This is a genomic window from Siccibacter turicensis LMG 23730 (assembly GCF_000463155.2).
Lineage (GTDB): Bacteria > Pseudomonadota > Gammaproteobacteria > Enterobacterales > Enterobacteriaceae > Siccibacter > Siccibacter turicensis.
The window spans coordinates 1-2,039 of the sequence record NZ_AWFZ01000039.1 but is presented as its reverse complement, the minus strand read 5'-3'; the positions used below and the strand labels follow the sequence as shown (position 1 = coordinate 2,039).

Annotated in this window: 3 protein-coding genes; 2 read left to right on the top strand and 1 reads right to left on the bottom strand. The window is 52.0% G+C overall.

The annotated features are described in order from the left end of the window. The coding region (locus DW58_RS20195) for an MbeD family mobilization/exclusion protein (protein WP_029592966.1) at positions 1-154 on the top strand (154 nt) is incomplete at its 5' end. Between the two features lie 503 nt (positions 155-657). After that, a complete protein-coding gene (locus tag DW58_RS21135) occupies positions 658-840 on the top strand; it encodes a hypothetical protein (RefSeq protein WP_029463786.1) in 183 nt (60 codons plus the stop codon). A 459-nt stretch (positions 841-1,299) separates the two neighbouring features. Here DW58_RS21135 and DW58_RS21540 read toward each other — a convergent pair whose 3' ends face one another. After that, positions 1,300-1,413 carry a hypothetical protein gene (locus DW58_RS21540; protein ID WP_007772075.1) on the bottom strand — a complete coding sequence of 38 codons (114 nt, stop codon included), beginning with the start codon at positions 1,411-1,413 and terminating at the stop codon, positions 1,300-1,302. Positions 1,414-2,039: the final 626 nt, after the last annotated feature.

Genomic DNA, 2,039 nt, shown 5'->3' with positions numbered 1-2,039 from the left:
AAGGCTGGACGAATGGGAGAGCGCCTTCGCGGAATGGCGGAGCATGTGTGGGCTTATGCAACGGGAGAACGCGGCGCTGAACGAGCGCGTGTCGGACTTGAGCACGCAGGTGCTGAGTTTAAGCGAGCAGCTGCGCCGCTTGTCCGGGAGCTGAGTACGGTAGAGCAGCGGCAGCGGGAGCATGAGTATCAGAAAAGCCTGGAGTTGCAGCGCCAGCCGCAGAAAACCTACAAAGGACCGACGCTGGGCTGACGGGTGCCGTCCCGTGACAAACCCCAAGAAGAAGGGCTGCGAAATTCCCCGCTAAATACGTCGTGATGCAAAGATCACTGCCTATACCAGGGTGAATTATGAAACTGCTTAAGGTTATTGAAGCTGTACTTAACTGCCTGCATCTGGCGGCAGAACTGTGGGAGTGGCTGGAGAAGCATTTGCCGGTTTTCGGGGCCTTCACGCTGTTTTTGGGCTGAATCCTGCCGTCATTCACCTGGCTGCATGGCTATGCAGTTGGGTAAAATTTATCTGTCGCGATCGGGGTGGTTTACCGGATGGGTTGTTGTTGGTTTTGGCTGACTGCCGCCCCGTTCGTGGCGAAGCTGTCCGGGGCGGTGCGGGCAAGAGATGTTATGTTCAATGTTGATAACAGGAGTAAGAGTGATGCTTACATTTATTGGTGTAGTGGTAGTCGCCGTTATTACATTTAAATTATTTATGCTTTTTTTTAGTTCATCTGAATCTGCCGTCGAACGTGCTACCCGTAAATATATGGAGAACCCGACGAGAGCTAACTATAAAATAATGTTGGCTACACGCATGAGAAATGAGAAGAAAAGAGGGTGATATATGTTCGAGTTTATTGGTTTTTTATTTTTACTTTTGGTGTGTTATGTCTTTATACAATGGTTGCTGTCAGGGTGTTTCCTGAATATGGAGTACGGAAAGCGGAGGAACGATACCGTCGAAATCCATCAGCAGAAAATGAGGATCTGTTATGGAGAGCTAGAAGTCGTATAACTAAACGCAAGTAATGTTTCCTAAGTGTGTTGATAGGCAAACATGGTGGGAGTTACTACTCTCGGAGTAAATGATCTTCTTGTGATTCTGTCGTTTCAGTCGTAATCTTTTGCTCTGAAAACGAAAAAACCACCCGGCAAGGTGGTTTTTCGAAGGTTCAGTAAACCGGCAAGTTTCTGAACCGTGGTAACAGTCTTGTGCGAGACATGTCACCAAATCTGTCCTTCCAGTGTAGCCGTAGTCAGGCCACCACTTCAAGAACTCCAGATAAATCTCTCGCACATCTCAGTTACCAATGGCTGCTGCCAGTGGCGTTTTTTCGTGTCTTTCCGGGTTGGACTCAAGACGATAGTTACCGGATAAGGCGCAGCGGTCGGACTGAACGGGGGGTTCGTGCATACAGTCCAGCTTGGAGCGAACTGCCTTCCCGGAACTGAGTGTCAGGCGTGGAATGAGACAAACGCGGCCATAACAGCGGAATGACGCCGGTAAACCGAAAGGCAGGAACAGGAGAGCGCACGAGGGAGCCACCAGGGGGAAACGCCTGGTATCTTTATAGTCCTGTCGGGTTTCGCCACCACTGATTTGAGCGTCAGATTTCGTGATGCTTGTCAGGGGGGCGGAGCCTATGGAAAAACGGCTTCGCCGCGACCTCATCGTTTCCCTGTTAAGTTTCTTCCTGGTATCTTCCAGGAAATTTCCGCCCCGCCCGTAAGCCGGTACCGCTCGCCGCAGCCGAACGACCGAGCGCAGCGAGTCAGTGAGCGAGGAAGCGGAATATATCCTGTATCGCATGTTCTGCTTACGCTCCGCTGCTGCATTTTTCTCCTGCCACATGAAGCACTTCACTGACACTCGCATCCGTGCCAACATAGTAAGCCAGTATACACTCCGCTAGCGCTGCGTGACTGGTTCAGGGCTGCGCCCCGAAACCCGCCAAAAGCCTGACGCGCCTGCGGCTTGTCCAACCCCGCGCCGACCGGGAAAGGCTTTCCCGCCCGTCCCGGCGTTATCAGGAGGCCGGT